This is a genomic window from Cellulosimicrobium sp. I38E (assembly GCF_001647255.1).
GTDB classification, from domain to species: Bacteria; Actinomycetota; Actinomycetes; order Actinomycetales; family Cellulomonadaceae; genus Cellulosimicrobium; species Cellulosimicrobium cellulans_E.
In genome coordinates, this window is the sequence record NZ_LUAZ01000049.1 from 21380 (window position 1) to 27636 (window position 6257).

At 74.2% G+C, this 6257-nt stretch carries 5 protein-coding genes; 3 read left to right on the forward strand and 2 right to left on the reverse strand.

Translation table 11 applies throughout. The features are described from left to right. Positions 1-217: 217 nt before the first annotated feature. Positions 218-1363 (forward strand): ScyD/ScyE family protein, encoded by a 1146-nt coding sequence (locus tag A0J59_RS15375; RefSeq protein WP_064316694.1) that lies wholly within the window; start codon positions 218-220, stop codon positions 1361-1363. A gap of 99 nt (positions 1364-1462) precedes the next feature. Here the strand turns inward: A0J59_RS15375 and A0J59_RS15380 are convergent, their stop codons facing one another. Both A0J59_RS15380 and A0J59_RS15385 read right to left on the reverse strand, forming a co-directional pair. Next, positions 1463-2005 carry a hypothetical protein gene (locus A0J59_RS15380; RefSeq protein ID WP_064316687.1) on the reverse strand — a complete coding sequence of 181 codons (543 nt, stop codon included), beginning with the start codon at positions 2003-2005 and terminating at the stop codon, positions 1463-1465. Positions 2006-2082: 77 nt separating this feature from the next. Next, the gene (locus A0J59_RS15385; protein ID WP_064316688.1) at positions 2083-3531 is read right to left on the reverse strand and encodes a pyridoxal-dependent decarboxylase; all 1449 of its coding nucleotides are present in this window, start codon (positions 3529-3531) and stop codon (positions 2083-2085) included. 185 nt (positions 3532-3716) lie between these two features. Between A0J59_RS15385 and A0J59_RS15390 the strand changes: the two genes are divergently transcribed. Both A0J59_RS15390 and A0J59_RS15395 read left to right on the forward strand, forming a co-directional pair. After that, positions 3717-5336, forward strand: coding sequence for an asparaginase (locus tag A0J59_RS15390; protein WP_064316689.1), 1620 nt, complete (start codon positions 3717-3719; stop codon positions 5334-5336). A gap of 213 nt (positions 5337-5549) precedes the next feature. Continuing rightward, positions 5550-6236, forward strand: a complete 687-nt coding sequence (locus A0J59_RS15395) for a chitinase (RefSeq protein WP_064316690.1) — start codon at positions 5550-5552, stop codon at positions 6234-6236. Positions 6237-6257 lie beyond the last annotated feature (21 nt).

The window sequence follows — 6257 nt, forward strand, 5'->3', positions numbered from 1 at the left end:
CACACTCGGAGGTCTGTGCTCACCGCCGACGCACAGCAGACTCCCGGCCGGCGCCTCGCCGGTCGCACGGCACGCCCTCGGCACACCTGTGGCGCGCCACGTCGTCCGGCCCGACGACCACCTCACCCACGTCCCGGCGCGACCCGCACGCGTGCCGCTCCGCAGCACGGAGACGACACCCCTGCCGCGCCCCGGGACCGCCGGACCTGGAGCACCCATGAGAAGACTCCGCACCGCCCTGCCCGCAGGCGTCGCCGCCGCGACCGCCGCCCTCGTGCTCGTCGCGAGCCCCGCCGTCGCGCACGGCGGCAAGCCCGACCCACGCCCACCCACCGTGACCGACGTCGCGACCGGGCTCGTCACCCCGCTCAGCCTCGCGGTGGGTCCGCGCGGCACGACCTACGTCACCCAGAACTTCCCCGGCCTGCTCACGGCCGTCGGGCGCGACGGCACGCCGAACGTGCTCTACGCGTCGCCCGACGGCGGCGAGGTGGGCGGCGTCTCCTACGCCGACCGCAGGATCACGTTCACCGAGACACAGCTCGGCGAGCAGGGGCCGGTCGCGTCGGAGGTCTCGACGCTGCGCACGGACCGCTGGGGGAACCCGACGGGCACGCCCCGCGTCCTCGCCGACACGTTCGCGTACGAGCAGGCGAACAACCCTGACGCGGGCGTGACCTACGGCCTGCGCGAGACCGACCCGGCGTGCGTCGCGCAGGTGCCCCCGGTACCGGTCCCGGGTCTGTACACGGGCATCGCCGACTCCCACCCGTACGCGACGACGACGGCACGCGGCACGACCTACGTCGCCGACGCGGGCGCGAACGCGATCCTGTCGATCAGCGACCGCGGGAAGGTCCGCACGGTGGCCGTCCTCCCGGCCCAGCCCGCGGTGGTCACCGCGGAGGCAGCGGCCGCCATCGGGTGGCCCGACTGCGTGGTCGGCGAGACGTACTGGTTCGAGCCCGTCCCCACCGACGTCGAGGTGGGACCGCGCGGCGTGCTCTACGTGACGACGCTCCCCGGCGGGCCCGAGGACGCGAGCCTCGGGGCGCGCGGCGCCGTCTACACGGTGGACCCCTGGAAGGGGAAGGTGCGCCAGCTCGGGACCGGGTTCGTCGGCGCGACGAACCTCGCCGTGACGGACAAGGGCACGGTCTACGTGAGCGAGCTGTTCGGCGGGAGGATCTCGCAGGTCGGCAAGCGCGGCCCGAGCACGGTCGTGGAGGTCCCGCTGCCCGCGGGGCTCGAGTGGGACGGCAAGGGCCTGCTCGCGACGACGAACGTGCTGCCCGCGGACGAGACGACGCCGCCCGACGGGCACCTCGTTCGCGTCGACCTCGGCAAGCACCGCGGTCGGTGACGGCGGGAGGCCGCTGACCGGCCTGCTGCCCGGCCCGGGCGCCCCGCTGCGGCGGGGACGCCCGGGCCGCGCCCTGCCGGGGGCGGTCGCGGCTGGCCGTCAGCCTCGGCCGACGGTGAGCGCGAGGACCACGGCGCCCAGCGCGACGGCCAGCCCGACACCCGCGGCCACGAGGCCGACGATCGTCGCGGCGCGGCTCCCGGCCGACGCACCCACGCTCATACCGAGGCCCTGGGCCGCCTCGGTGACGATCCGGCGCCCGGCCGACGTGTCGAAGAGGACGCGGGTCCGCGCCCCCGACTCCGCGTCGGCGATCGACGCCGTGAACGTCGACCGGATGTTCCCGCGCGAGACGGAGCGCACCCAGCCCCGCTCGGGCTCGACGAACCGCCCGTCCGCGTCGAGCGCCCAGTGCGTGCGCCGCACGACGTCGGTGAGCTCGACCCGCAGGCCGTCCGGCAGGACGCGCACCTCGTGGGTGACGAGCGTCGCGTAGTAGCTGTGCGAGAAGATCCGCCACCACGCCACGTCCGGGCGGTCGAGGCGCAGCTCGAACCCGTCCGGGCGCTCGTCGACGATCCGGTAGGGCGTCCCCTCGGCACGCGCGCGGACGGCGGCGGCAAGGTCCTCGGCGGTGGGCACGGCAGCGAGTGTAGGTGCCCCGCCCGCGTCCGCGGCCACGCCTGACCAGCGCCGGTCCGTGCTCGTCGGTGCCCGCCTCAGCCCGACGACGCGGCGCGGCGCAGGGCGTCGAGGCTCACCCGGACGTCGTCGTCCGTCGTCGCCCACGAGCTCACCGACACGCGCAGCACCGCGCGGCCGTGCCAGCGCGAGCCGGACATCCAGGCCGTGCCGTCGTCGAGCACGCGGCGCACGACGTCCTGTGTGCGCGCGTCGTCGCCGAACGCGGCGCACACCTGGGTGAAGACGACGTCGTTGAGCACGACCGCGCCGTCGAGCGCGCGCATCCCCTCCGCGAACGTCGTCGCGTGCCGGCAGAAGCCGTCGACGAGGTCCGCGACCCCGGAGCGTCCGAGGGAGCGCAGCACCGCCCACACGGGGAACGCGCGTCCACGGCGAGAGAGCTCGGGCACCTTGTCGAGCGGGTCGCCCGTGTCGCTCTGGATGAGGTAGTCCCCGTGCATCCCCATCGCCGCGCGCAGCGGCGCGGGGTCCGCGACGATCGCGAGCCCGCAGTCGTACGGGACGTTGAGCGTCTTGTGCGCGTCGGTCGCCCACGAGTCCGCTGCCTCGTACCCCGCGACGAGGTGCCGGTACGACGGCGACGCCGCGGCGAAGAGCCCGAACGCGCCGTCGACGTGCACCCACGCGCCGTGCCGGTGCGCCACCTCGACCGCGGCGGCGAACGGATCGAACGCCCCCGAGTGCACGTTGCCCGCCTGGAGCACGACGATCGTCGGGCCGCCCGCCCCCCTCGAGGTAGAGGCCTGGTCCGCCGAGGTAGAGGCCTGGTCCGCCGAGGTAGAGCCCAGGTTCTGCGAGGAAGAGCGCTGGTCCGTCAGCGCCTCCGCGAGCGCGGCGACCGAGATGCTGCCCTGGTCGTCCGCGGCCACGACCTCGGGCGCACCGAGCCCGAGGTAGGACAGCGCGAGGTCGACCGACTCGTGCCGCTCGGCGCCCACGAGCACGCGGACGCGCGGGGCGCCCGTCAGGCCGTCGCGGCGCACGTCCCACCCGGCGCGTCGCAGGACCTCGCCGCGCGCCGCCGCGAGCGCCGTGAAGTTCGCGGTCGTCGCGCCGGTGACGAACCCGACCGCGCCCGTGGCGGGCAGACCCAGCAGGTCGAGCAGCCACGCGCTCGTCACGTCCTCGACGGCGGTGTGGGCGGGCGTCACCGTGCGCAGCGCGGAGTTCTGGTCCCACGCGCTGGTGAGCCAGTCGGCCGCGAGCGCCGCGGGATGGCTCCCGCCGATGACCATGCCGTAGAAGCGGCCGGACGGCATGGCGGTCAGACCGGGCCCGCACGCGGTGGCGAGCAGGTCGACGACGTCCGCGGCCGTCGTCGGGCCGTCGGGCAGGTCCGTGCCCAGCGCGGCGACGACGTCGGCCACGCGCGCTCGCGGCGGGACGGGCCGTGTCTCGAGGGAGTCGAGCCACGCGGCGGCGTGCTCGTGCGCCCGCAGGAGGGCGGCGTCGCGATCGTCCATGACCGCTCCTGACCGGGCCGGACCCGCGCCGGCCCTCCCGCCAGGCTGGACCCGCGCCGGGCCGCGGTCAACCGTGCGGGCGGCGATCCGGTACGCGCGTACTTCTTACGCCCAGGCAATCACCCGGCAACACGCCGTCCCTAGCGTCGGGCGGGCCAGATGTTCCCCCGACGGAAGGCCCCCTGTTGAGAACGTTCACCCTGACCCTGTCCGGCCGCGCCGTCGCGGCCGTCGTCGCGCTCGTCCTGGCGTGCGCGGCCCTCGCCGCGACGGTCGCGTACACCGTCGCCGACTCCCGGGCGTCGGCCGCCGCCGCACGCGCCGAGGGCGCCGCGGCACCGGTGCTCGCCGCCGGGACCGCGCCGGCCAACCCGCTCGGCATCACGTCCACGCAGTACGCGACCGCGACGGCGACCGCCGCCGCGGAGAAGCCGAAGGTCGTCGTCGTCGCGACCGGCGGCACCATGGCCGGCAAGGCGACCGGCCGCGACACGTTCACGAGCTACCGCGCCGGCACGTACCTCATGGAGGACATGCTCGACACGCTGCGCCCCGAGCTCGACGCCGTCGCGGACGTCACGGCCGTCCAGTTCGGCAACGCCGGCTCGTCGGGCTACTCGATGGAGCAGTTCCACGCGCTCACGCTCGAGGTCGAGAAGCAGCTGAAGACCGCCGACGCCGTCGTCGTCACGACGGGCACCGACACGCAGGAGGAGTTCGCGTACTGGCTCGACCTCACGGTCCGGTCGCGCAAGCCCGTCGTCACGTCCGGCTCGATGCGCCCGTGGGGGTCGGGCGCCGGGCCGGACTCGAGCCTCGTGTTCGGCACGGACGCGCCGGCGAACCTCTACAACGCGATCAAGGTCGCGGCGTCGCAGCAGACGTTCTGCTTCGGCACCGTGCTCATGCTCAACGACGAGATCCAGGCGGCCCGCGAGGTCACCAAGTCGAACTCGTACCGGACCGACACCTTCCAGACGCGCGAGTACGGCGTGCTCGGCTGGATCGACGGCGACAACATCACCCTGGGCCGCGCGCCGGCCCGCGTGATGTCGTGCGACACCGAGGAGTGGTTCACGCCGTTCGACCTCGCGACGGTCGACGCCAAGACCCTCCCGCGCGTCGAGATCGTCACGTCCTACCAGCAGGCGGGCGGCGAGGGCGTCGCGGCGTTCGCGAACGCCGGCGTCAAGGGCATCGTCACCGCGGGCACGGGTGCCGGCGGCATCTCGTCCGCGATGAGCCAGGCGCGCACCGCCGCGATCCGCGACAAGGGCGTGTGGTTCGTGTCGACCACGCGCACCGGGTCGGGGTCGTCGTACGGGGGCGGCAACGGCATCATCGCGGGCGGCGACCTCACGGCCGTCAAGGCGCGGCTCCTGCTGCTCCTGTCGCGCGCCTTCACCGAGGACTTCGCGACGGCGCAGGGCTGGTTCACGACCTACGGCAACGCGTCGTTCGACCAGTCCGCGACGGCGGACGAGATCGGCGCCGAGCCGGGCGCGACCGCGGTGCTCTTCTCCGGCACCGCGACGCCGTCGTGCAAGGCGGCGGGCAAGCAGCTCTGGCTGACCACCTCGGTGACGAACACCGACACGGTGCCGATCGACGTCCGGGTCACGACGGTCTCGGGCGAGCACAAGTTCACGAAGATCCCCGCCGGGGAGACGGTCGAGAAGACGTTCTCGGTCAAGGGCAAGACGCTCGACGCCGGCGAGGCGACGCTCGTCGCGTACAAGAACGTCGACGGCCAAGCCGTCCAGACGAAGTCGACGGCGCCCTACCCGGAGACGACGTGCGGCTGACCTCCTGACACCCAGCCGCCGAGCACGACATGAGGGTCGTTATCCAGCCGATAGCGACCCTCATGTCGTGCTCGAGGGCGGGTGGCGTCGTGCTCGAGGGCGGGCGGCAGGGCGCTCCTCCTTTCGCCCGCGGGCATTACGCAGGCCTCCTCACGAATCGCGTAGGGTGGTCGAGGCCGCGACGTCGCGGCCACCGCCGACGAAGAGGACCCCATGGCCGACCCGACGCCCTCGCTCATCCCGACGACGCACGCCTCGCCGCCGGCGTCGGACCCCGCGCCGACGTTCGTCGTGACCGAGCAGCAGTTCGACGCGATGTTCCCCGAGCGGAACCCCTTCTACACGTACGCGGGACTCGTCGCCGCGACGGCCGCGTACCCGGCGTTCGCGACGACGGGCGGCGACCGGGTGGCCCGCCGCGAGGCGGCGGCGTTCCTCGCGAACGTGAGCCACGAGACGCACGGGCTCGTGCACGTGGTCGAGGTGAACACCGCGAACTACCCGCACTACTGCGACCCCTCCCAGCCGTACGGGTGCCCCGCCGGCCAGGACGCCTACTACGGCCGCGGCCCGCTCCAGCTCTCCTGGAACTTCAACTACCGGGCGGCCGGCGAGGCGCTGGGCGTCGACCTCCTCGCCGACCCGTGGCTCGTCGAGCAGGACCCGACCGTCGCGTGGCAGACCGCGCTCTGGTACTGGAACACGCAGCCCGGCACCGCGTCGATGACGTGCCACGACGCGATCGTCGGCGAGCACGGCTTCGCCGAGACGATCCGGTCGATCAACGGCCCGCTCGAGTGCGAGGGCGGCAACCCCCGGCAGATGAACAACCGCGTCCGCCTCTTCCGCCACTACGTCGAGATCGTCGGCACCACGACGGGCGACCACCTCACCTGCTGACCGCCCCGCTCCCGCCCCGCC